This is a genomic window from Demequina sp. NBRC 110056 (assembly GCF_002090155.1).
Taxonomy (GTDB): domain Bacteria; phylum Actinomycetota; class Actinomycetes; order Actinomycetales; family Demequinaceae; genus Demequina.
The window spans coordinates 190,532-213,553 of sequence record NZ_BBRM01000005.1 but is presented as its reverse complement, the minus strand read 5'-3'; the positions used below and the strand labels follow the sequence as shown (position 1 = coordinate 213,553).

Below are 23,022 nucleotides of genomic sequence, written 5' to 3'. Positions count from 1 at the left end.
GATGCGCGCTCGGCTCGGGCGACTCAGGTCAGGTAGAGCTGGATCGAGGTCGGCTCGATGGTGGTGGTCTCGCCGGGCCGCAGGATCTCTTCGTCGACCCCTTCGGGCGTCTCCCAAGACGAGTCCCACGCGAGCCGCCAAGGCGGGCCGTCGTCCGTGGGAAGCGAGATCTCGACCTCGTTGCGGGAGCCGTTGATCACCACGAGAGCATCGGCCTCGTCCTCGTCGCCCAGCGAGCGCATGAACTGCACCACGCGCGTGCCGGGGTCCTCCCACCAGTCCTCGGACTCCGGGGCGCCCGAGGCCGTGAACCACGCCGAGTCGGCGCGCGGATTGCCGTCGTGGAGGTTGTGGTCCTGGCCGTCGTAGAACTCGGCGGGGCGCAGCACCCGGTGCGCCCGACGGATGTGGACCAGGTGGGCGACGGTGGCCCGCAGCTGGTCCTTCCACTCGGCCTGCGACCAGTCCACCCAGCCGATCTCGTTGTCCTGGCAGTACGCGTTGTTGTTGCCGCCCTGGCTGTTGCCGTACTCGTCGCCGGACAGCAGCATCGGGGTGCCCGCGGCGAGCAGGGTGGTGCCCAGCAGGTTGCGGATCGAGCGGCGCCGGAGCGCGAGGATCTCCGGCTCGTCCGTGTCGCCCTCGTAGCCGTGGTTCCACGACCGGTTGTTGTCCGTGCCGTCGCGGTTGTCCTCGCCGTTGGCCTCGTTGTGCTTGCCGTTGTACGCCGTGAGGTCGTGCGCGGTGAAGCCGTCGTGCGCCGTGACGAAGTTGACCGATGCGATCGGACCACGCATGAGCGGCGGCTCCGTGTGCCCGAAGAGGTCGGACGATCCTGCCAGGCGCGTCGCGAGCTCGGGCGCGGTGGGGTGGTGGCGCCCGCCTCGGGCCGTGTCGGTCAGCCAGTACGAGCGGATGCGGTCGCGGAACCGGTCGTTCCACTCGGCCATGGGGGCGGGGAAGTTGCCCACCTGCCAGCCGCCGAGCCCGACGTCCCACGGCTCCGCGATGAGCTTCACTCCGCCCAGCAGCGGGTCCATGGTGAGCCCGACGAGGAACGGGTGGCGGATCGAGTAGCCGTGGCCGGTGCGGCCCAGGGTGACGGCGAGGTCGAAGCGGAAGCCGTCGACGCCCACCTCCTCGGTCCAGTACCGCAGCGAGTCGAGCGCGAGCTGCACCACCCGCGGGTGGGCGAAGTCCATGGTGTTGCCGGTGCCCGTGCTGTCGTCGTAGTGGCCCGGGTTGGACGGCTGGTGCCGGTAGTACGAGTGGTTGTCGAGGCCGCGGAAGTTCAGCACGCGGTCACCCCAGCCGGCCTCGGCGGTGTGGTTGTAGACCACGTCGAGGATGACCTCGAGGCCTGCCTGGTGGAGCAGGTCCACCATGCCCACGAACTCGTCGAGCACGCCCTGCGCACCCTTGGCCTGGGCGGCCTCGGTCGCGTAGGGGGCGTGCGGCGCGAAGAAGCCCATGGTCGAGTAGCCCCAGTAGTTCGACAGGCCGCCGTGGTCGAGGTGGGGCTCGGACGCGAACGCGTGGACGGGCAGCAGCTCGACGGTGGTGACGCCGAGCGAGGTGAGGTACTCGATGGCCGCTGGGTGCGCGAGTCCCGCATAGGTGCCGCGCAACTCCGCGGGCACGGCCTCCATCTGCTGCGTGAAGCCCTTGACGTGCATCTCGTAGACGACAGTGTCCTCCCACGGGATGCGCGGGTGGGGCGTCTGCCACGAGCCGCCGGGCTCCGCCGTCACCACGGACCGCGGCATCATGGGCGCCGTGTCGGTGCCGTCGCGGTTGGACAGCAGCGCGCTGGAGCCCTCGGCGTTCATGGGCGTCACATCGCCGACGATGCCTCGCGCGTAGGGGTCCATGAGGAGCTTCGCGGGATTGTAGCGGTGCCCCTTCTTGGGCTGCCACGGCCCCGCGGCGCGGAAGCCGTAGCGCTGTCCCTCGCCGATGCCCGGGACGAACGCATGCCACACGCCGGCCTTGGGCCCGAACAGTGGCACTCGCGTCTCGACGTCGGCGTCGTCGAACAGGCACAGGTCGACGGCCGTGGCGTGGCCCGCGTACACGCCGACCACCGCTCCGCCGTCGACGAGGTGGACGCCCAGACGGTGGGGCGTGAGGGAAGGGGTGACGCCATCCAAGGACATGCTCCTATCTTGCCGCGCGCGTGTGTCCGCGCCATGTCAACCGCGTGTCGGCGGCGAACGTTCCCGTGCGCTCCCGGTCAGCCGACGCGCGACGACGCCGACGCGACCCCGAGCCACGTGTGGGGCACGCCCTGGAAGCACCATCCGAGCTTGGGGGCCTTCTGGGAGATCCAGATCGCCGGCACGCGCTTGTCGCCGCGCGACGAGCCGGCGAGCATGAAGCAGTGGTTCTTGACCAGGAGCTCGGGGTACACCGCCATGAGCGACAGGCCTTCGGCGATCGTGAGGGGCGTACGGGAGCGCTCCGCGATGACGGGAAGCGCGTCGCGCGGCGCGACGTCGCGGAACTCGTCCCCGCGGTCGATGCCGACGAGCAGGTACACGGGAGCCGCCGGCACCTCCAGCTCGGGGGTCGGTCGGTAGGGTGCGAGGCCCTCGTCCCCGTGGTTGCGGTCGAGGATGCCCTCGCGGGTCGAGCCCGGGAGCCGCATCCCGGTCACCCGTGAGGCCGGGTCGACGAGCGCATCGGACACGACGGCGAGGTACGGCACGAGTCCCGTGTCGGCGGCGTGCTCCTGGGGGAGGGCCGATGCGCTCTCGCGGAGGGGCTCGAACAGCGCGCGGAACTCGGGCTCGGGGAGCCCGGCGGGGGTGGGGAGACCGGCGGCGACGTAGGCGTCGATCTGGTGGTCGAGGGCGAGAGCGGTCATGGGCTTCCTTCCGTCGAGGCTCGGGATGAACGCCTCAGCCGGCGGCGGAGTTCCCCCTACGCTGGCGTCATGCGAAGTCGGCAGTTCCTGCGCATGCGGCGCGAGGTGGTGGGCTTCGCGGTGGGCTCGCTGTTCTTCTTCCTGGGCCCGTGGCCCTGGTACGCCGATGCGGTCGGCGTGGTCGCCGCCAACGCCACCTTCTTCGTGGGCTCGCTGTTCTTCACCACTGCGGCGACGCTGCAGCTGCTCCTCGACGGCCGGCGCCCGCCGCGCCACGCGGCCTCGCGAGGCGACGTGCTCGACTGGTGGTCCGCCGCGGTGCAGCTCGGGGGAACGCTCCTGTTCAACGTGAGCACCGCGGTCGCGCTCGTCGCGGCGATGCGGGATCCCGCGGAGGTCGGTGCGGGGTGGACGTCCGACGCCTGGGGCTCCCTCGCGTTCCTCGTCTCTTCCGGCCTCGCTCTTGGCGCGCTGCGGCGCCGCCACGAGCTGTGGGACGTCTTCGCTCGCACGCCGGGCGCCGTGTGGCTCAACGTGGCGGGCTCGGTCGCGTTCGCCGGCTCAGCCGTGGGGGCCTTTGTGGTGCCGAGCACCGATGAGCTGCTCAGCCTGTGGTGGGTGAACGCCGGCACCATCGTGGGCGCGGCGTGCTTCTTCGTGGCCGCGGTCGTCTCGAGGCCAGCGATGACGCTCGAGGGCGCGCGTTCGGGGTCCTAGTGCGTGAACCCCGGCGCGTCGTGCTCCGCCGGAAGGGGCATCTCGAACTGGTCGAGCCACCGGACGCAGTCCTCGATGTCCTTCAGGAGGTCCCGCGCGAGGTTGAAGCCCATCCCGTTGCGCACCACGATGCGCTGCACCACCGTCTCCTGGAGGTCCTCGGGCATGGGGTAGGCGGGGATCAGCCACCCCTTGCCGCGCAGGCGATCGGACAGGTTGTACAGCGTCCAGCCGTTGCGCGTGGGCTCCTTGAGGCGCCACGCGAACACCGGGATGTCCGAGCCGTCCGAGACCAGCTCGAACGGATCCATCGCGCCGATGTGCGAGGACAGATACAGAGCGACATCGCGGGTCGCCGACTGCACCGCCGTGTACCCCTGACGTCCGAGCCGCATGAACAGGTAGTACTGCAGGAGCACCTGGGCACCGGGGCGCGAGAAGTTGAGCGCCAGCGTCGGCATGTCCCCGCCGAGGTACGAGACTCGGAAGATCATGTCCTCCGGCAGCACGTCGCGATCGCGCCACACCGCCCAGCCGAGCCCGGGGTAGACGAGCCCGTACTTGTGGCCGGACGTGTTGATCGACGCCACCCGCTCGAGCCGGAAGTCCCACGCCAGATCAGGCTGGACGAACGGCGCGATCATGCCGCCCGACGCGCCGTCGACGTGGACGGGCACGTCGGGCCCGCCGTCTGCGGCGAGGCCGTCCAGCGCCTCGCAGATCTCCTCGACGGGCTCGTAGAGGCCGGTGTAGGTCACGCCCATGATCGCGACCACCCCGATGGTGCTGTCGTCGACGGCGGTGAGCACCGTCTCGCCGTCGAGCACGGGGTGCTCCACCGACACCGGCACCAGCCGCATCTCGATGTCCCAGTAGTTGCAGAACTTCTCCCAGCACACCTGGACAGCGGAGCTCATGACGAGGTTGGGTCGATCGGTGGGCAGCCCGGCCTCGCGCCGCGCTGTGCGCCACCGACGGAGCAGGGCGAGGCCCGCGAGCATCGCGGCCTCGGACGAGCCCACCGTCGAGGTGCCGATCGCCCGCTCGGGGTCGGGGGCGTTCCACAGGTCCGCGAGGATGCGCCAGCAGCGCTCCTCGATCTCCGCGGTCTTGGGGTACTCGTCCTTGTCGATCATGTTCTTGTCGACGGTCTCGGCGTAGAGCTTCTGTGCACGCTCGTCCATCCAGGTCGTGACGAACGTGGCGAGGTTGAGCCGCGCGTTGCCGTCGAGCATCGCCTCGTCGTGCACCAGCTGGTACGCCTCGTCCGGGAGCAGCTCGCCGTCGGGCAGCTCGTACAGCGGGATCTCGGTGCGCTCGCCCGGGCGAGCGAACATGGGGTTGAGATCGACGTTCTGCGGCTCGCGATCGCGCGGCGTCGGTGCGGAGCTCATGGGGCGTTTCCTCTCAGCTGGGGGGACCTGCACCGAACGTACCAATGGCACATGCCGCGCGCGGGAGCGAGGTCGGCGGAGGGCCTCCCACCGCTAGGCTGGGCCTATGCGCATCCTGGTCACCGTCAAGCACACGCCTGACCTCCAGTCCCAGCGCTCGTTCACCGACGGCACCGTCACCCGCACCGCGGACGACGGCACCATGAACGAGCTCGACGAGAACGCCGTCGAGGCGGCGCTGCAGATCGTCGAGGCCGCTGGCGAGGGAGAGGTCGTCGCCCTCACCGTCGGCGGGCCCGACGCCGTCGCCGCGGTCCGCAAGGCGCTCCAGCTGGGAGCCCACAAGGGCGTCCACGTGAGCGACGAGGCGATCGCTGGCTCCGATGTCTTCGGCACTGCCACCGTCATCGCCGCGGCGGTCCGCAAGGTGGCTGAGGAGCAGCAGGTCGACCTCGTGATCACCGGCATGGCAGCGCTCGACGGGCTCACGTCGATGCTGCCGACCGCGCTCGCGGCCGAGCTGGACTGGTCGCAGCTGACGCTCGCCTCGGCGCTCACCGTCGGGGATGGTGAGGCGACCATCGAGCGTCACCTGCCCGATGCCCACGAGACCGTCTCCGCGCCGCTGCCCGCGGTCGTCTCGGTGACGGACGAGGCGAACAAGCCTCGCTACCCCAACTTCAAGCTCATCATGGCCGCGCGCAAGGCCGAGATCCCTGTGTGGACCCTCGCTGACCTGGGCGTCGACGCCTCGGCGGTGGGCGCATCGGCCTCCCGCACGACCGTGGTCGACGCCTCCGAGCGGCCGCCGCGCGAGAACCGCGTCACGGTCACCGACACCGGGGACGCGGGCACGCAGCTCGCGGACTTCCTCATCGAGAAGGGACTCGCATGAGCGTCGCCGTTCTGATCGACCACCGTTCCGGCGACGTCACGCGCCCGTCGCTCGAGGCGCTCACGCTCGCCCGTGGGCTCGGGTCGCCCGTCGCCGTCTGGCTCGGCGACGCTCCCAGCGCCGATGCGGTCGCGCAGCTCGGGGAGTACGGCGCGGCTGAGGTGCGGGTCGCCGAGGTCGGCGACGAAGCTCGTCACCCTGCGAAGGCCGCCGCGGCCATCGCCACGGCCACCGAGGACTCCTCGGTCGTCATCGTGATCTCGACGTTCGTCACCAAGGAGATCGTCACGCGTCTCGCGGTGCTCACCGGAGCCGGAGTGGTGGTCGACGCGGCCGGCGCCGAGCTCGTGGATGGCAAGGTCGAGACCTTCCAGACCGTGTTCGCCGCGACCTGGAACGTCCGCACGCGGATCGACGCCGAGCGTGCGATCGTCGGCGTGCGCCCCAACACCACCCAGGCCTCGCCGGCCGAGGCGCCCGGCGCCGCGACCGTCGTCGCGGTGGCGGTCGAGCTTCCCGAGGCGCGCGAGCGCATCGTCTCCGTCGAGCCCGTCCCTCAGGAGGATGGCGTGCCGCTGTCCGAGGCGCCGGTCGTCGTGTCCGGAGGCCGCGGCACCGGAGGTGACTACACGCTCGTGGCCGAGTTCGCCGAGCTGCTGGGCGGCGCCGTCGGCGCGTCTCGCGACGCCACCGACGAGGGTTGGATCAGCCACGAGCACATGGTGGGACAGACCGGCACGACGGTGACGCCTGCGCTCTACGTCGCGTGCGGCATCTCCGGCGCGGTCCACCATCGCGGCGGCATGCAGGCCTCGGGCACGATCGTGTGCATCAACATGGACCCGGACGCGCCGATCTTCGAGATCAGCGACTTCGGCGTCGTGGGCTCGCTGTTCGACGTGATCCCGCAGGCGATCGAGCGCATCAAGGCGCGCCGCGCGGGCTGACCCCGCTGCTACGAGGCGGCGCGGGTGTCGATCGACAGCCCGAGCTCCTCCCACTGCTCGATCTCCGCAGACAGGGCCTCCGCCTTCGCTCGGCCCTGGGTGATCGCGTGGCGTCCGGCGAGCAGGTGCAGCGGCGGGTGCTCCATGGCGGCGACCTCGAGCATCGCGCGCGCGAGGGCATCGGGATCGCCCGGCTGCTTGCCCGGCAGCCCGTCGATGCGCTCCCAGTACGGCTCCATCACCTCGGCGTAGTCCGGCTGGATGTCGTGCACCTTGCCGCCGGAGGGGATCCACTGCGACAGCACTGGCCCCGGCTCGACGGTGGTCACCTGGATCCCCAGGTGGCCCACCTCCTTGCACAGCGCCTCCATGAACCCGGAGGCCGCCCACTTCGAGGCGCAGTAGTAGCCGAGCCCGGCCGAGCCCCGCACGCCCGCGATCGAGGACACCGTGATGATGTGCCCGGCGCGGCGCTCGCGCAGGTGGGGCAGGAAGGCCGTCGTGACGTCCGCGACCCCCCAGAAGTTCGCGTCCATCATCGAACGAACGTCTCCGGGGTCGGAGTCCTCGATGGTGGCGAAGTAGCCCACGCCCGCGTTGTTCACGACCACGTCGACGCCGCCCGTGAGCCTCTCCGCGAGTTCCACGGCTGACGCGATCTGCGCGCGATCGGTGACGTCCAGCGCGAGCGCGGTGACGCGCTGCGGGTGCTCGGCGACGAGGTCCTCGAGCGTCTCGGGCCGGCGCGCCGTCGCGATCACGGTATGCCCGGCGCTCGCGGCTGCCGCGGCCGTCGCCCGCCCGATGCCGGTCGAGCATCCGGTGATGAACCAGGTCGCCATGGGTCCTCCTTCGCCTCTGCCGTCACGGTAACCCGTCGAAGCGTTGCGTCGGGGGTCTCAGGTCCCGTGCAACATCGCTGTCACACAGGTTTCACCCAGAGTTTTCCTGCCCGGAGTGCGGTCTCAGACAAGAGTCCATAGCGTGGTGATGAACCGGACAACCAGGGAGAATCCATGCATCGTCGCGTCACCGCCTCCGCCGTAGCTCTTGCCTTGGGGGTGACCGCGGCTTCAGCGTTGCCGGTCGCCGCCGAGACCCCCACCGACCTGTTCTTCTCCGAGTACGTGGAGGGCGGTACGGGCAACAACAAGGCTCTCGAGATCTACAACGGGACGGGCGCAACGGTCGATCTGTCCGCGTACAGCGTCCAGCTCTATTCGAACGCGAACACCACGCCGAACAGCACCGTCACCCTCTCGGGCGAGCTGGCCGACGGCGACGTCTTCGTCATCGGAAACTCGCAGGCGAACGACGCGATCACCGACGTGTCCGACATCACCAGCGGGGTGACGAGCTTCAACGGCAACGACGCGTTGGTGCTGCTGCACGACGGCTCGCGCATCGACGTCCTCGGCGAGCCGGGCGCCGGCGTGAACTTCGGTGTCGACGTGTCGCTGCGCCGCAACGCGGACGTGTGCTCCGGCGTGACGACGTACGACGCCTCCGAGTGGACCGATGCGGGAGACATGGTGCACGACGGTCTCGGGTCCCACGAGGCTTCGTGCGACGGCGGGCCCGTGGTCGACGTCGCGCCCACCGTGTCCTCGATCGCGCCCGCCGACGGCGCGGTGGACGTGAGCGCCGATGCGGCGGTCACCGTCACCTTCTCGGAGGACGTCGATCTCGGCGAGGGCGCGATCACCCTCGAGTGCTCCGAGACGGGCGCGGTCGACGCTGCGCTCGCGGGAGGTCCGGCCTCCTACACCCTGACCCCGGCCGCACCCCTCGCCGAGGGCGAGGAGTGCACGGTGACCGTGACCGCATCGGCCGTCACGGACGTCGACGCGACCCCTGACACGATGGCCGCCGACGTGGTCTCCACGTTCTCCGTGTTCGAAGAGATCGCCGAGCCCATCGGCGTGATCCAAGGAGCGGGCGCTGAGTCTGAGTACGTCTCTCGGACCGTGACGGTTGAGGGCATCGTGGTCGGCGACTACGAGGGCCCGGCGCCCGCCCTGCGCGGCTTCGCGATCCAGTCCCCGGATGGCGAGACCGACGGCGACCCGGCGACCTCCGACGGCATCTTCGTCTTCAACGGCTCGAACGACTCCGTGTCGCTGGGAGATCGCGTCGTGGTGACCGCAGAGGTCGCGGAGCGCTTCGGCCAGACGCAGCTCGGCTACCCCGCCTCGCTCGAGGTCATAGCGACCGGAGAGTCCGTCACGCCGGCGGAGGTCGAGCTGCCGCTGTCCAGCCAGTCGGACCTCGAGCGCTACGAGAGCATGCTCGTGACGTTCCCGCAGGAGCTGTTCGTCACCGAGTTCTACGAGCTCGGCCGCTTCGGCGAGATCTCGCTGTCGGTCGACGGGAAGCTCGACCAGCCCACCGCGGTCGTGGAGCCGGGGGCGGAGGCGAACGCGCTGCAGGCCGCGAACGACCTCGCGCGCATCCAGCTCGACGACGCGACGTACGCCCAGAACCCCGACCCGATCGTCTACGGCGGCGGGACGGAGCCCCTCACGGCGGACAACCCGCTGCGCGGCGGCGACTCGATCACCGGGATGACCGGCGTCCTGACGTGGACGTATGACGGCTACTACAGCGACTCGAACATGTGGCGCGTGCGGCCCACGAGCCCGGAGACGCACCCGGGTGAGTTCGTGTCGAACAACCCTCGTCCCGCATCGGCCCCCGGGGTCGGAGGCGACCTCAAGGTCGCGAGCTTCAACGTCCTCAACTACTTCCTGTCGATCCAGTACACCGACGACGTGTGCGGCCCGGTCGGGTTCGAGCAGGACTGCCGCGGCGCGGACGCGCCGTTCGAGGACCAGGGTCTCCCCGTCGACATCGAGGTGACGCGCCAGACCGACAAGCTCGTCGACGCGCTGCTCGAGCTCGACGCCGACGTGATCGGCATCATGGAGATGGAGAACACCCCCGGCGTCGAGCCGCTCGCGCGCCTCGCCGAGGAGCTCAACGCCGCCGAGGGCACGGACACGTGGACCTTCGTCGACACGGGCGTCGTCGGCACCGACGTGATCCGGGTGGGGATGCTCTACGACTCCGCCGCGGTGACCGAGGCTGGTGACATCGCGATCCTCGACTCGAGCGTCGACGAGCGCTTCGACGACGAGCGCAACCGGCCGTCGATCGCCCAGACCTTCGAGGAGGCCGGCACAGGCGAGACCTTCACGGTGGTCGTCAACCACTGGAAGTCGAAGGGATCGTGCGCCTCGACGGGCCCGGAAAGCGACCAGGGCGACGGCGCGAGCTGCTGGAACGCCACCCGCACGCTCGGCGCCGAGGCGCTCGTCGACTGGGTCGGCACGTACCCGACCGGCGTCGAGGACGACGATGTGATGATCATCGGCGACCTCAACTCGTACGCGCAGGAGGACCCGATCGACGTCCTGCGCGACGCCGGCTACGTCGACCTCGCGGAGGACTACTCGTACGTGTTCGACGGGCAGTGGGGATCGCTGGACTACGTCTTCGCGTCCGCATCGCTCGCCGAGCAGGTCACAGACTCCGCGCACCTGCACATCAACGCCGACGAGGTGTCCGTGCTGGACTACAACATCGACTACAAGTCGGTCGCCCAGCTCGACTACCTCTATTCGCCGGACATGTACCGGACCTCGGACCACGACCCCGTGCTCGTGGGCCTGGACCTGTTCACGCCTCAGCCGATCTGCGAGGTCGAGTACACCGTGAACGGGCAGTGGCCCGGTGGCTTCATCTCCCAGGTGTGGATCACCAACACCTCCGATGAGCCGATCAACGGCTGGGAGCTGGCGTGGGAGTTCGCGGGCGACGAGGAGATCACGCAGTTGTGGAGCGGCCAGGCGTCCCAGGCCGGATCCACGGTCACCGTCAGCAACATGCCGTGGAACGCGACCATCCAGCCCGGGCGCTCCCTCACGTTCGGCTTCCTCGGCTCGACCGCCGAGGGTGCCGGCGATGTCGACCAGTTCACCCTCGACGGCGCTGCGTGCACGGTGTCGTAGCAGCGGAACTGCCCCGTCACGTCCGATGACCGTGGGCCCACCTTCCCTCGCTCGCTCAGCGCGACGATGAAGGTGGGCCCACGTTCGCGTTGGAGGGGTCCCTAGACTGACCTCATGGCCACGCACTACCTCGACCACGCCGCGACGACGCCGATGCTGGACAGCGCGCGCATGGCGTACGTCGAGGAGCTCGCGAGGGTCGGCAACCCGTCTGCGCTGCACAAGTCGGGCCGGCTGGCGCGGTCCGTGGTCGAGGACGCCCGCGAGCGGATGGCACGGGCGCTCGGCGCCCACCCGACCGAGGTGATCTGGACGTCGGGCGGCACCGAGGCGGACAACATCGCGCTCAAGGGCTTGTTCTGGGCGCGGCACAAGGCGGACCCTCGGCGCACGCGCATCGTCACCACCGCGATCGAGCACCACGCGGGCCTGGATCCGGCGCACTGGCTCGAGGCGGAGCACGGCGCGACGGCGGTCGTGCTGCCCGTGGACGAGGAGGGGCTCGTCGACCTCGACGCTCTACGCGCGGAGGTGGCGGCGAACTTCGACCAGATCGCGCTCATCTCCGTCATGTGGGCGAACAACGAGGTCGGGGCGATCCAGCCGCTGCGCGACATCGTCAACATCGCGACCGAGCACGACATCCCCGTGCACGCCGACGCGGTTCAGGCGGTCGGTCACGTCCCGGTCGACTTCAAGGGATCAGGGCTGGCGACCATGGCCGTCAGTGCTCACAAGTTCGGCGGCCCCGTGGGCGTGGGAGCGCTGGTCGCGAGGCGCGACCTGCGCATCACGCCGCTCACCCACGGCGGGGGACAGGAGCGCAAGGTGCGCTCGGGCACCCTCAACGCCGCGGGCTTCCACGCCGCCTCCGTCGCCGCCGAGGAGGCGGTCGCGACCCTCGACGCCGAGGCCGAGCGGCTCGGAGCGCTGCAGCGCCAGCTCATCGACCGGATCCGCCACGCGATCCCCGACGCACGGCTGTCGGGGCCCGAGCCCGGCCCGTCCCGGCTGCCGGGCAACGTGCACTTCGTCTTCCCCGGCTGCGCCGCGGAGGCGATGATGTTCGTGCTCGACTCTCACGGCGTCGAGGCGTCGAACGGGTCCGCATGCTCCGCCGGCGTCGCTCAGGCGAGTCACGTGCTCATCGCGATGGGGCGCAGCGAGCGCGACGCGGCGTCGACCATGCGCTTCTCCCTAGGCCACACCACGACCCAGGACGATCTCGACGCTCTCGTCGCGGTGCTTCCGGAGGCCGTGCAACGCGCGCGCATGGTGGCAGGCACCTTCGACTCCGCGGTCTTCGGCTGAGCCGATGCGCATCGTCCTCGCAGGCGCGACGGGCGTCATCGGTGCAAGGCTCGTGCCCCTGCTGCTCGCGGACGGGCACGACGTCGTCGGGCTGACACGGACGCCTTCGAACGTCGCCGCCATCGAGGCGGCGGGCGCCATGGGCGTCGCGGTGGACATCCTCGACCCGACGGCGACCCGAGACGCGATCATGGCCGCGGGGCCGGATCTCGTGATGCATCAGGTGACCGACCTGCCCGACCGGCAGGCGGGACTGCTGTTCAAGGTGCGCGCGCTCGGGCGCGTGCGGACGCTCGGCACGGACAGCCTGATCGCAGCGGCGAGTGCCGCGGGCGCCCGCGTCCTCGCCCAATCGGTCGCGTTCGCGACTCCTGGCCCGGCGCGTCGACCCCTCGAGTACCTCGAGCACGCCGTCCTGGACGCGGACGGTCTCGTGCTGCGCTACGGCAGGTTCTACGGGCCGGGCACGTGGAGCGAGGAGCCGCCGAAGGCGGGCCAGGCCCTGCACGTGGACGCGGCCGCCCGCATGACCGTGGACGCGATGGTCGAGCCCAGCGGGATCCTCGAGGTCCTCGACTCCGGCGTGACCCGCGTCGCGTGAACCGCATCCTCCGGATCGTGTAGCCATGGTGCGAGCTTCACGCACGACCGCGTCCGCCGTGTGGATGCGAGTGCGCCACGCCCTCGCGTGGGCGCCGTTCGTCTGGAAGCATCGGGTCATGCGCCCGCCCCTCGACCGCCTCGCCAACCTGCGCGACCTCGCCGACGCCGCTCCCGGAGTGAGGTCGGGCATCGCCTATCGATCCGACGCTCCCATCGCGGGCGATGCGGCCCCCACGACGGTAGCCGCGTGGCCGCCCGCGACGCTCGTGGACCTGCGGGGGCCGGGGGAGAAGGACGGCTCTCATCCGTTGGGCGAGGGCGTGCGGGTGGTGGAGATCGACATCCTCGCCGCTGCCGACCCCACGGGCGCCGAGATGGCGCGGATCCGCTCGCTCGCGGACCTCTACGCGCTGATGATCGCCCCGGGAGCCGCGCCGGGCCTCACCCAGGTCGTGCGCGAGGTCGCGCGCGAAGACGCCCCCGTGCTCTTCCACTGCTCGGCCGGCAAGGACCGCACCGGGGTGTCCGCGGCACTCATCCTGAGCCTGCTGGGCGTCGACCGCGACCTCATCGTCGCCGACTACCACGCCACCCAGGGGCACATGCCGGACGTCATCGGCCGCATGCTCGCCGGAGCGCCCAAGCACGTGGGCGACACGCCGCTCGCCTCGGTCCCGCGCGAGGTGCTCGAGGCCCCGGCCGCGGCGATCGAGACCGTCCTGGACGTCTGGGACGCCTTCGACGGCGGCGTCGAGGGCTGGTACCTCGCGCACGGCGGCGACGCCGAGACGCTCGCCGCGCTGCGCGGCCGACTCCTGACCTAGCCGCACGGGCGCGCGTGCCGAGCGCGCGCATCGGGCCTCGGCGGGCGAGTGCCGAGCGCCGCGTACCATGGTCGGGTCCTAGCGAGAGGTGACACATGCGCGTCCTGGCAGCCCTGTCCGGCGGAGTCGACTCCGCCGTCGCGGCCGCGCGCGCCCTCGAGGCAGGTCACGATGTCGTGGGCGTGCACATGGCGCTCAGCCGCAACCGCGACGAGTTCCGCTCCGGCTCGCGCGGCTGCTGCTCCATCGAGGACAGCAACGACGCCCGCCGCGCCGCCGACAAGCTCGGCATCCCGTACTACGTCTGGGACCTGTCCGACGAGTTCCACGACACCGTCGTGAAGGACTTCCTCGACGAGTACGCCGCCGGCAGGACGCCCAACCCGTGCGTGCGCTGCAACGAGCACATCAAGTTCGACACGTTGCTCGAGCGCGCGCAGGCGCTCGGCTTCGACGCCGTCGTGACGGGCCACTACGCCCGCATCGAGATCCGGGAGGACGGCGTGCGCGAGCTGCACCGTGCCGCCGACTCCGACAAGGACCAGTCGTACGTCCTGGCCGTGATGGGGCCGGACAAGCTCGCGCGGTCCATGTTCCCGCTCGGCACCGCGCCATCGAAGTCGCACGTGCGTGCCGAGGCCGCCGCCCGCGGGCTCGGAGTGTCCAACAAGCCGGACTCGTACGACATCTGCTTCGTCGCGGATGGTGACACCAAGGGCTTCCTGCAGCGCTCGCTCGGTGAGCGCACCGGCGAGATCGTCGACGAGTCGGGCGCCGTCGTGGGCGAGCACCAGGGCGCCTATGCGTACACCGTGGGTCAGCGGCGCGGCCTCGGGATCGGCCGTCCCGCCGCGGACGGCGCCCCGCGCTACGTCACCGGCGTCGACACCGCCCGCAACATCGTCACCGTCGGCCCCGAGACCCTGCTGTCCGTCTCGACCCTCACTGGCGAGGACGTCGTCTGGCTCGCGCCCGACGTCTCGGCCGACGCTCCCGTGCGCTGCGAGGCGCAGGTGCGCGCCCACGGCACCCCGGTGCAGGGCACCGTGGTGAGGGCCGATGCGCGCCTCACCGTCGTGCTCGACGAGCCGATGCGTGGGGTCGCGGCCGGCCAGTCGCTCGTGGTCTACGACGGCACCCGGGTGCTGGGGCAGGCGACGATCGCCTCTCGCGCCCTCTAGCCGCGCCTGTGGCGCTGGCCGTCTCGTCGCGCCTACGGCGCGAGGTCCGTGTCCTGGACGAGGAAGACTTCGCCGTACTCGCCGAGGTCGCACGCCGTCGGGATCGACAGCCCTTCGATGTCGTCCGAGGGCTGGATGAAGCCGCCGCCCGCGGCGATGGGCGAGCCGATCGCGTAGGGGGTCTCGTCGAAGAAGAGCGTCTGTGCGTCGGCGTCCCAGCGCGTGAGCGAGCGGGGGAACGCGGCCACGACCTCGCCCGTGTCGCTCGCGACGTAGATGCACTGGTCGTGAAGCGTCAGAGTGCCCTCAAGCAGGGCCGACATGCCGCTGGTCGCGTCCCAGTCGTAGCGTGCCAGCGGGCTGTCGACGCTCTCGAGGTCGCCGGTCTGCGAGGTGCACCCCGCGAGAGCGAGGCCCGCGGCTCCCAGCAGCGCGACCACGGCGCGGCCGGTGGAGGCTCGGAGATCCATGACCCCACGATAGGTGAGGGCGAGGCGCCGCGCAGTCAGCCGGCGTCGATGCGCCCGAGCCCCGGACCGAGCAGCGCCCACGCGCGTTCGGCCACCGCGTGACGCTGGTCGCGAGGGGCGTGGCTGATGCTCGCCGAGACCATGCCGACCGCGAGCATGAGGTCGTCAGCCGTGGTTCCGGGCCGTACCGCGCCGGAGGCCTCCGCCTCCGTCCACTTGGATGCCAACACTGCGCGGAGGCGAGCGTCGAACTGGCTGACGCGCGCATCTGCGCGTGCGACCGCGATGGTCTCGATGAAGGCGGCAGCGGCCTCCGCCTGGTAGGTCACCAGATCGACGACGTCTCGCAGGGTGGATCCAGGGCGCGAGGCGAGGGCCTCGATCTCGGCGAGGTTCTCCTCGAACACGGCGACGGCGAGCGAGATCCGGTCGGGGAAGTGGCGGTAGAGGCTTCCCTGGCCCACTCCGGCGCGCTTGGCGACGGCGGACAGCGGGGCGTCGATGCCGCGCTCCTCGAAGACGGTGCGCGCAGCCGCGATGAGGGCGGCCCGGTTCTCGGGTCCGGCGCTCGGCCCGCGGTTGGTCCTGGCGCGCGTGCTCATGGTCATAGACTAGAGACCGGACAAGGTTGTCCGGTATCGAGTGCAACAGGGAGGCGCACAGATGGCACAGCAGAAGTGGGACGAGGAAGTCGACCTTCTGGTCGTCGGCACGGGAGCGGCGGCGATGAGTGCCGCGATCGCTGGAGCGGATGAGGGGCTGAGCGTGCTCGTCGTCGAGGGCTCCGACAAGTGGGGCGGCTCGACCGGCATGAGCGGCGGTGGCTGCTGGCTGCCAACGCACCCCGGAATGAAGGAGATCGGAGTTCCCGACTCCGAGCAAGACGTGCTCACGTACCTCGACCAGTGCGTCGGCACTCCTGAGGAGGTGGGTCCCGCCTCGTCGCTCGAGCGGCGCCAGGCCTTCGTGCGCACCGCACCGGTCGTGCACTCGTGGCTCGAGGGTCACGGCATGGTGTGGAAGACCGCCAAGAAGTACCCCGACTACTACCCGGACCTCCCCGGCGCGCGCTCCGGTGGCCGGACGGTCGAGCCCGCCCCGTTCAACGCCAAGAAGTTCGGAGACTTCTACAAGAGCGCTCGCTACTCCATGCCTCCGGGTGTCCCGCTCTTCGCTGGTGACACCTACCTCTTGGCGCGCGCATGGTCGACGCCGTCCGGCATGGTCGGCGGTGCGCGCTTCGTGTTCCGCGCGCTCGGCGGCGCTGTCAGCGGCCGGCGCCTCACCGGGTTGGGAGCCTCGCTGTCTGCGCGCCTCATGTGGATCGCCAAGGAGGAGCAGGGCACCGAGGTCCGGCTCAGCACGCCCCTCACGGACCTCGTCGTCGAGGACGGCGTCTGCGTCGGGGCGGTCGTGGACGGCCCGCACGGAGAGCGTCGCATCCGCATCCGCCACGGCGTCCACCTGGGTGCCGGTGGCTTCGACCACAACCTCGAGTGGCGCGAGAAGTACCAGGGGCTTGACGTCGAGTACTCGTCCGGCAACCCGTACAACACCGGCAGCGTCATCGAGATCGGCCGGCGTCACGGCGCCGACGTCGCCCTCATGGACGACGCGTGGTGGGGCCCCTCCGTGGCTCCTACCTCGAAGACGCCCACGACGTTCATCGTGTCGGAGCGCTCGATGCCGCATTCGATCATCGTCGACCAGGAGGGCAACCGCTACGTCGACGAGTCGACGTCCTATGTCGACTTCGGCCACGCGATGCTCGAGCATGGCCTCGAGCGCACCAATCACTCGTGGATGATCCTCGACGCGCGGTTCGGGCGGAAGTACCTCAACAACGCGTTCCTCGCGGGCAAGAAGGCTCTGCTTGCGGAGGGCGTCGCCGTCCAGGCGGACACGCTCAAGGAGCTGGCGGAGAAGATCGGAGTCGATCAGGACGCCTTCAAGGCGACCATCCAGCGGTTCAACGGCTTCGCCCGCTCGGGCAAGGACGAGGACTTCGACCGCGGTCACGACGCGTACGACAACTACTACGGGGACCCCGGCGTGAAGCCCAACCCCAACTTGGGCGAGATCGCCAAGGGGCCCTTCACCGCGATGAAGATCGTGCTGGGCGACCTCGGCACCAAGGGCGGCCTGCTCACCGACGAGAACGCGCGTGTGCTCGACACCGACGGTCAGGTCATCGAGGGTCTGTATGCCGCGGGCAACTGCTCGGCGGCCGTGGCCGGGCGCACCTACCCTGGAGCGGGCGCCACGCTCGGACCCGCGCTGGTGTTCGGCTACCTCGCGGGCAAGCACGCCGCGACTCGAGTGCAGAAGGATGCGGCCGTCGCGGCCGCCTAGAAGGAGGAGACACGACCGTGTTCGGCAAGAAGAAGGACCAGGAAGCACCCGCGACCGAGGCGGCCACCGCATCGGCCGTGCCCGGAGGGCCCGGATCGACCGGCTTGTCCGGCGACACCAAGATGAAGGACTGGCTCGCCCACCCGCAGGGCGGACCCGTCCTGCGCCAGATGCTCGCCGAGGCGGGCCAAGACCCGTCGCGACTCAAGCCCGTGATGAACTTCTCGATGAAGAGGCTCATCCCCATGTCGAAGGGTCAGTTCACCGAGGAGAAGATCGCCGAGCTGGTCGCCAAGGCCGAGGCGTACGACCCCTCGACCGCCGCGGAAGGTGACGCCTCGGCTGCGCCCGCCGCCGCATCGGCGCCCGAGGACGACGAGATCGAGCTTCCTGAGTTCGTCGAGAAGGTCACCGACGGCCGCTTCGCGGGCAAGACCGTCATCGTCACCGGAGCGGGCTCGGGCATCGGCCGGGCCACCGCCTCGCGCATCGTGCGTGAGGGCGGACGCGTGGTCGCGGTCGACATCAACGAGACCGGCCTCGACGAGTTCATCGGTGAGCACGCGGGCGGCGACATCGTGAAGGTCGTCGCCAACGTGACGAAGCAGGAGGACGTGGACGCCGTGGTCGCCGCCGCCGGCGACCGCATCGACGGGCTCGCCAACATCGCCGGGATCATGGACAACATGACCCCGCTGCACGAGGTCACGGACGAGATCTGGGACCGCGTCATGGCGGTCAACGCGACGGGACTGTTCAAGCTCTCGCGTGCGGTGATCCCGAAGATGCTCGACGTCAACGCCGGCGCGATCGTCAACATCACGTCGGAGGCGGGCATCCGCGGCTCGGCCGCGGGTCTCGCGTACACGGCGTCCAAGCACGCGGTCGTCGGCATCACGAAGTCGAGCGCCTTCATGTACGGCCCGCAGGGGCTGCGCATCAACGCCGTCGCACCCGGCCCGGTCATCACGGGCATCGAGGCCAGCTTCGACTCGCCCATGGCGGCGGCCCGTATCCAGAAGGCCATGGCGGTGCTTCCCACGCCCGTGGGGCCGGAGTCGCTCGCGGCGTCGATCACGTTCCTGCTGTCCGACGACGGGCACAACGTCAACGGCGTGATCCTTCCGTCCGACGGAGGCTGGTCCGCGGTCTGACCGCCCCGAGAGCTGAGACGGCCGGGCGCTCCCACGGGAGCGCCCGGCCGTCGCCGTCCTCAGCCCTCGAACGTCGCGGCGTCAGCCCAGCGAGCGATCTTGCACGAAGAACACGCCGTCGCCCGGTGCCAGGCCGCAGCCTTCCGGCACCGTCATCTCCTCGGTGATGGAGCCGCCGCCCCCGCCAGCGGACACGGCGTCGCCCGGCGCGTATGTGACATCGCCGTAGACGAGCTGCACGGTCGACGCGTCCCACGTGCCGAGGTCGCGCGGCAACGCGATGGGCTGACCGTCGATGGTCAGGCACCCATCGTCGAGCACGAGCGTGCCGGAGATGAGCGCGAGCATCGCGGGCCCGTTGGGGTCCCAGTCGTACCAGATCACCGGGTCCACGCCACCCTCGCCTCCGCCGTCCTCCGACGAGCTGGCGCACCCAGCCGTCACCAGCGCCATGGCGGCGAGCGCCGCGCCGAGCCGTCTCATGCGACCCATCATGCTGGAGCGGGCGCATGCGCGCGCGGCGTGGGCTTGCGCGGCCGCGGCTCGCGGGACGCGCGTGGGAGCTGAGGTCGGGGCGGCGCGCACGGCCGGAGGGCCGTTGCGCGGGCGCGAGCCGGGCGCGCCGCCCCCGACCCGCTCAGTGCGGGATGACGACGTGCCCGCCGATGGGCGACAGGACGTCGTGGACGGGCGCCAGGATCTGGCCCTCGTCGGGAAGGGCAGCCGAGACGGTCGCCGCGCCGGCGGCGGCCACGACGGCGAGCGCGAGGGCGAGCCATGCGCGCGTGCGGGTCGAGAGAGTCATGATTCCTCCTGAGGGTGGGGTGTCGACCTGGGCAGAGCCGACGCGGGCGCTGGGGCCCGCGGTGACGTGCCGACCTTGGCGACGGCAAGGCGGGCGAAGCCCGTCCCGCTGTGCACGATCGGGGGCAGCATCAGCCTCCAGATGACCCCGATGGCGGGTCGCTGCCCCTGACGGCCGTCCCGGTGCGTGGCTACAGTGGTGCCACTGGCAGTTCCACGCGGCGGGTTGAGGTCGCTGGTGGTCATCGTCGCCTCCGGTTGCTTCGGTCCCGTGGAGTGTCTCCGGGGGGAGTCGACCGGTGGTCAACGCGCAGTCAACGGGTGTCCCGCACGCCGGACCGGGAGTGCGGGTCTTCGGCGAGGTCGCGGTGGTGCTCGACGGCGTGCCGACGGGTGTTCCTGGGAGCGGGCGTCGCGCGCTCCTCGCGCTGCTCGTCGCCCGACGTGGCTCCACGGTGGGCCTGCAGGAGCTGCACGACGCGCTGTGGGACGACGCCGGCCCGCCGTCGGCGCCCAAGGTGATCCAGACCTACGTCTCTCAGCTGCGCCGCATGCTCGAGCCTGAGCGCGCCCACGATGGCGCGTGGGCCGTGCTCCGCACGACGGGCACGGGATACGTGCTCGACCTGCCGGTCGACGCGATCGACGTGCATGCCTTCGAGCGGGACGCGGCGGCTCTCGGAGCCGTGGACGACGAAGCACAGTGGCGCCGCGCCCGCGACGTGCTCGCTCGGTGGGACAGGGAGCCGTACGCCGGCATCGACCGGCCGTTCGCGCGCGACGAGGTGGCACGACTCGAGGTGGTGCGCGACGAGCTGCGGCTGCGGGCCTTCGCAGGGGAGGCCGCGCGGGACCGGCGCGCCGAGTTCGTCGGCGAGCTCGTTGCGTGGTGCGAACGCGACCTGTGCGACGAGAGGGTGGCGGCGCTCGCGATCGAGGCGCTCTGGGACACGGGAGCGCGTGCTGCGGCCCTGCGGTTGCATGCACGCGTGCGCGAGCAGCTCGCCGACGAGCTCGGTGTCGACCCGGGAGCGGCGCTCGCGGCGCTCCTGGAGTACATGCTGCGCGACGAGGGTGGGCACCGCGACGGCCCACCTTCCAAGGTCACGTCCGTGGTGGAGGCGACGCCAGCGGCGACTGCCGGAGGCGGCGCAGATGGCTCGGCGCGGCTGCCATCCGCGGGTCTCGAAGGAGCGGCGCGTGGCCCAAACGGCTCGGCGCTGCCCGTGGAGCGCACGCGCCTGGTCGGACGGGAGGGGGAGACCGCGGACCTCAGGTCGCTTGTCGAGCGCGAGCGCCTCGTGGTGGTCACGGGCGCCGGCGGCGCCGGCAAGACGCGGCTCGCGCTCCGTGTCGCGTGGTCGATGAGCGGTGAGATGCCCGTGCGCTGGGTGCCCCTACAGGGGTTCACGGACGGCGGAGCGCTCGCGGCGCACTGCCTGCGCGCGATGGGCGGGATGGACCAGATCAGCCGCTCGGAGCTCGAGGCGCTCGTCGCGCGGCTCGGCGACAGGGAGTCGCTGCTCGTCCTCGACAACGGCGAGCACCTCGTGGGCGACGTCGCGACGCTCGTGGAGACGCTGCTCGACCGCTGTCCGCAGCTGCGCACCCTCGTCACCAGTCGCTTGCCTCTGCGCGTCGCGCGGGAGCAGCGGTGGCGCATCCCGCCGCTGGGCGTCCCCGTCGAGCACACGTGGGACGCCGTGATCGCGAGCGACGCCGGTGCGCTGTTCGTCGAGCGCGCGGGCCAGGTTGCGCCGTGGCTCGCGTGGGGCGACGCCGACGCCGCGACCATCGCACGGATCTGCACGCGATTGGACGGCATGCCGCTCGCGCTCGAGCTCGCGGCGGGCCGCGCGGGGTCGCTGAGCCTGGACGACATCGATGACGGCTTGTCCGCGCGCTTCGACCTGCTCGCCGCCCCGAGCCGCGACGAGGACCCGCGCCACCGAACCCTCCGGGCGACGACTGCCTGGAGCTTCTCGCTGCTGACCGCACCGCAACGTGCTCTCCTCGAGCGCGTCGCCGTCTTCGCGGGAGCGTTCAGGGTGGCCGATGCTCAGGAGGTGTGCGCGGGCGCGCCGCTCACCGACGCCAGCATCGCGGCCACGCTGGGCGACCTCGTCGACCACTCGGTCCTCGAGCACGAGGGCGACGGGTGGTACCGGCTCCTCGAGACCGTGAGGGACTTCGCGCGCGAGTCGCTCGCGGACAGCGCCCCCGCCGTCGAGGAGCGCCACACGGCGTGGATCTGCGGCGTCATCGAGCGCATCGGCGCCAACCACGACCGTGACACTGCGCGCTGGTACCGCGAGCTGACCGGGCGGGTGCTCGACTCCCAGGCGGCTTTCGACTGCGCCCGGGCTGCGGGAGACGTCACGACCCTGCTGCGCGTCGCCGGTGGGGCCGGCTGGGCGCCGATCAACGCCGGGCGGTACGCGCTGCAGGCAGGCTGGCTCGACGAGGCCCTCGCTCGCGCGGCCACGTCGCCGCCCAGCGTCACGAAGTCACGCGCGCTCATCATGGCGGGGGCATTCGCCGGCATGGATCACCGTGTGGCCGATGCGCTCGACGCGCTCGATCAGGCACGCGGGCCTTTCGAGGCGGCCGGCGACGCCGACGGCGCGCTGATGTGCGACTACTGGTCCGCGGGGGCGCTCGCCGACGCGGGCGAGCACGACGCGGCCGTGTCGAGGCTCCAGGTAGCGCTGTCCACCGAGGCCGGCGGACCCGCGACCCGGGCGGGCCTCCAGACGATGCTCGGCGAGGTGCTCATCGCCTCCCACGTCGACGGCGGGGCTCCCTGGCCGGCCGTGGAGGCGGCTGCGATCGCGGCCGAGCGCGACGCCGCGCGCATCGCCGCCGAGCACGGGCTCGAGGAGCTGCTCGCGCGCGCGGAGACAACCGAGGCCGTGCTCGTCGCGCTCGGCGGAGACGTCGCGGGAGGGCACGACGCGTGCGAGCGTCAACTCCGGCGCTGGCGCGCCATCGGCCGAGGCGCGCGGCTCGCGCTTGGGGTGGTGGTGACCGCCCGCATCGCGCTCGCCGCAGAGCGTCCTGACGTCGCCCGGGCGCACGCGCTCGAAGGCATCGCCGCCTGCAGCGCGCTCGGCTGGAAGGGCGCGCTCGGGTCCGCCATCGAGGTGCTCCTCGTCACGGACGGCGAGCGCGACCCGGCCTCCGCGCAGGCCCTCATCGGGGCGCTGCCGACCGTGCCACCGACGCATCGCTGGCGCTTCCCGTGTGCCATCGACGGCGTGGCGGCACGCACCGCCGCGGCGCTCGGCCCCGGGGAGGCGGACGCCGCTCGCGGTCGCGGCGCGCTGCTGACGTTCGCCGCCGCTGCCCAACTCGCGACGGACGTGGGCATGCCGGCGGACATCGCTGCCGGAGGGCGAGGAGCGAGCGCCGCCGACGCGTGGAGCTAGCGTAGCCAGGTGCCCGGGGTTCGCTCCGCGTCACGTGCCTGCCCGTACCAGGGACGCTTCGACCTT

Annotated in this window: 19 protein-coding genes; 11 read left to right on the top strand and 8 right to left on the bottom strand. The window is 71.3% G+C overall.

Annotated elements, in window-relative coordinates:
- Nucleotides 1–23: 23 nt before the first annotated feature.
- Both glgX and B7K25_RS09125 read right to left on the bottom strand, forming a co-directional pair.
- Nucleotides 24–2,156: a glycogen debranching protein GlgX gene (gene glgX / locus B7K25_RS09130; protein ID WP_084105635.1), complete on the bottom strand. Its 2,133-nt coding sequence runs from the start codon at nt 2,154–2,156 to the stop codon at nt 24–26.
- A gap of 77 nt (nt 2,157–2,233) precedes the next feature.
- Entirely contained in the window at nt 2,234–2,866 is a 633-nt protein-coding gene (locus B7K25_RS09125; RefSeq protein WP_084105633.1) for a DUF5701 family protein, read from the bottom strand.
- Nucleotides 2,867–2,935: 69 nt separating this feature from the next.
- Here B7K25_RS09125 and B7K25_RS09120 point away from each other — a divergent pair, with 69 nt between their 5' ends.
- On the top strand, nt 2,936–3,583 hold the full coding sequence (locus tag B7K25_RS09120; RefSeq protein WP_084105631.1) for a hypothetical protein: 648 nt from the start codon (nt 2,936–2,938) through the stop codon (nt 3,581–3,583).
- Here the strand turns inward: B7K25_RS09120 and B7K25_RS09115 are convergent.
- Nucleotides 3,580–4,977 (bottom strand): glutamate decarboxylase, encoded by a 1,398-nt coding sequence (locus tag B7K25_RS09115; RefSeq protein WP_084105629.1) that lies wholly within the window; start codon nt 4,975–4,977, stop codon nt 3,580–3,582. The two genes, B7K25_RS09120 and B7K25_RS09115, sit on opposite strands and share 4 nt — an antisense overlap.
- A gap of 106 nt (nt 4,978–5,083) precedes the next feature.
- Here B7K25_RS09115 and B7K25_RS09110 point away from each other — a divergent pair, with 106 nt between their 5' ends.
- Nucleotides 5,084–5,872, top strand: a complete 789-nt coding sequence (locus B7K25_RS09110; protein ID WP_084105627.1) for an electron transfer flavoprotein subunit beta/FixA family protein — start codon at nt 5,084–5,086, stop codon at nt 5,870–5,872.
- Complete coding sequence (locus B7K25_RS09105; protein ID WP_084105625.1) at nt 5,869–6,819, top strand: electron transfer flavoprotein subunit alpha/FixB family protein; 951 nt, start codon at nt 5,869–5,871, stop codon at nt 6,817–6,819. The genes B7K25_RS09110 and B7K25_RS09105 overlap by 4 nt, the downstream gene beginning before the upstream one ends.
- Before the next feature lie 8 nt (nt 6,820–6,827).
- On the opposite strand, the gene B7K25_RS09100 is transcribed toward B7K25_RS09105, so the two are convergent.
- Nucleotides 6,828–7,661, bottom strand: coding sequence for an oxidoreductase (locus B7K25_RS09100; protein ID WP_084105623.1), 834 nt, complete (start codon nt 7,659–7,661; stop codon nt 6,828–6,830).
- A 174-nt stretch (nt 7,662–7,835) separates the two neighbouring features.
- On the opposite strand from B7K25_RS09100, the gene B7K25_RS09095 reads away from it, so the two are divergent.
- The 5 genes from B7K25_RS09095 (at nt 7,836) to mnmA (ending at nt 14,748) form a co-directional block, all read left to right on the top strand.
- The gene (locus tag B7K25_RS09095; RefSeq protein WP_084105621.1) at nt 7,836–10,829 is read left to right on the top strand and encodes an ExeM/NucH family extracellular endonuclease; all 2,994 of its coding nucleotides are present in this window, start codon (nt 7,836–7,838) and stop codon (nt 10,827–10,829) included.
- Nucleotides 10,830–10,943: 114 nt separating this feature from the next.
- A complete protein-coding gene (locus B7K25_RS09090) occupies nt 10,944–12,140 on the top strand; it encodes a cysteine desulfurase family protein (RefSeq protein WP_084105619.1) in 1,197 nt (398 codons plus the stop codon).
- 4 nt (nt 12,141–12,144) lie between these two features.
- The gene (locus B7K25_RS09085) at nt 12,145–12,741 is read left to right on the top strand and encodes an NAD-dependent epimerase/dehydratase family protein (protein WP_084105617.1); all 597 of its coding nucleotides are present in this window, start codon (nt 12,145–12,147) and stop codon (nt 12,739–12,741) included.
- A 25-nt stretch (nt 12,742–12,766) separates the two neighbouring features.
- The gene (locus B7K25_RS09080) at nt 12,767–13,567 is read left to right on the top strand and encodes a tyrosine-protein phosphatase (protein ID WP_084105615.1); all 801 of its coding nucleotides are present in this window, start codon (nt 12,767–12,769) and stop codon (nt 13,565–13,567) included.
- 95 nt (nt 13,568–13,662) lie between these two features.
- A complete protein-coding gene (mnmA, locus tag B7K25_RS09075) occupies nt 13,663–14,748 on the top strand; it encodes a tRNA 2-thiouridine(34) synthase MnmA (RefSeq protein ID WP_084105613.1) in 1,086 nt (361 codons plus the stop codon).
- Between the two features lie 32 nt (nt 14,749–14,780).
- On the opposite strand, the gene B7K25_RS09070 is transcribed toward mnmA, so the two are convergent.
- Nucleotides 14,781–15,218 carry a hypothetical protein gene (locus B7K25_RS09070; RefSeq protein WP_084105611.1) on the bottom strand — a complete coding sequence of 146 codons (438 nt, stop codon included), beginning with the start codon at nt 15,216–15,218 and terminating at the stop codon, nt 14,781–14,783.
- A gap of 35 nt (nt 15,219–15,253) precedes the next feature.
- Nucleotides 15,254–15,820 carry a TetR/AcrR family transcriptional regulator gene (locus B7K25_RS09065; RefSeq protein WP_084105888.1) on the bottom strand — a complete coding sequence of 189 codons (567 nt, stop codon included), beginning with the start codon at nt 15,818–15,820 and terminating at the stop codon, nt 15,254–15,256.
- A 61-nt stretch (nt 15,821–15,881) separates the two neighbouring features.
- Between B7K25_RS09065 and B7K25_RS09060 the strand changes: the two genes are divergently transcribed.
- The gene (locus tag B7K25_RS09060; RefSeq protein ID WP_084105609.1) at nt 15,882–17,570 is read left to right on the top strand and encodes an FAD-binding protein; all 1,689 of its coding nucleotides are present in this window, start codon (nt 15,882–15,884) and stop codon (nt 17,568–17,570) included.
- A 17-nt stretch (nt 17,571–17,587) separates the two neighbouring features.
- Nucleotides 17,588–18,724, top strand: a complete 1,137-nt coding sequence (locus B7K25_RS09055) for an SDR family NAD(P)-dependent oxidoreductase (RefSeq protein WP_234988150.1) — start codon at nt 17,588–17,590, stop codon at nt 18,722–18,724.
- 81 nt (nt 18,725–18,805) lie between these two features.
- Here the strand turns inward: B7K25_RS09055 and B7K25_RS09050 are convergent, their stop codons facing one another.
- Together B7K25_RS09050 and B7K25_RS13750 are read right to left on the bottom strand one after the other, a co-directional pair.
- Nucleotides 18,806–19,207: a hypothetical protein gene (locus B7K25_RS09050; RefSeq protein ID WP_084105607.1), complete on the bottom strand. Its 402-nt coding sequence runs from the start codon at nt 19,205–19,207 to the stop codon at nt 18,806–18,808.
- 154 nt (nt 19,208–19,361) lie between these two features.
- Nucleotides 19,362–19,529 carry a hypothetical protein gene (locus B7K25_RS13750; protein WP_159450170.1) on the bottom strand — a complete coding sequence of 56 codons (168 nt, stop codon included), beginning with the start codon at nt 19,527–19,529 and terminating at the stop codon, nt 19,362–19,364.
- Nucleotides 19,530–19,827: 298 nt separating this feature from the next.
- Between B7K25_RS13750 and B7K25_RS09045 the strand changes: the two genes are divergently transcribed.
- Nucleotides 19,828–22,956 carry a BTAD domain-containing putative transcriptional regulator gene (locus tag B7K25_RS09045; RefSeq protein WP_084105605.1) on the top strand — a complete coding sequence of 1,043 codons (3,129 nt, stop codon included), beginning with the start codon at nt 19,828–19,830 and terminating at the stop codon, nt 22,954–22,956.
- Nucleotides 22,957–23,022: the final 66 nt, after the last annotated feature.